The following is a 617-nucleotide window of genomic DNA, read 5'->3' as shown; positions in this document are numbered from 1 at the left end:
TCTTTCTGTTTCAAGAACTTTTGAAAAGAAATAATTGCCGTCATAGTTTATTTTATAAATTAATATTTGATCATCTTCATAATATTGATAATTATAATTTTTTATTTCTCCGTCTTTTTCTGCCTCATAACTTCCGTCTTTAAGATTATAAACTCTTATAAGATTATAAATAACATCTTGAGGAAAACGAGGATTGAAAGCATACCATATTTCACTTCCTTCTTCTCTTATTGAAGGTTTTAATATTTTAAAGCTATGTTCAGATAAGAATTGAGCCTCTTCAACAAAACATATTTTTACGCCTTTTATAGACTTTATGCTCTCTACTGAACTGTCCCTTAATCCTCTAAATAAGAAGCGGCAATTAGTGAGTTTATTTTCTATTTCTGTTCTTGTAAATCTAAAATAAGATTCTAATTTGTAATCAATTATTATTTCTTCAAGTACTTTTTTAATACTATCTTCTAATGATTTTTGGGTTTCTCTAGCACATAAAATTACGCCTTTAATTTCAAAAGAGGCAGCTACAAGCATTCTAGCAATAGATTCACTTTTTCCGCCTCCTCTGCCGCCAAATGCTACTTTACTTCTTTTAGGTGTTTTGTACCAATGCTCAA

The 617-nt window shown here is 29.0% G+C and carries 1 protein-coding gene; it reads right to left on the bottom strand.

Going from position 1 to position 617, the window contains the following annotated elements:
• On the bottom strand, nucleotides 1-617 hold a 617-nt coding region (locus tag EZH24_RS13145), incomplete at both ends, for a phage terminase large subunit (RefSeq protein ID WP_201798609.1).

Source organism: Brachyspira catarrhinii, assembly GCF_005518285.1.
GTDB lineage: Bacteria > Spirochaetota > Brachyspiria > Brachyspirales > Brachyspiraceae > Brachyspira > Brachyspira catarrhinii.
This window is presented reverse-complemented; position numbering and strand designations above follow the sequence as displayed.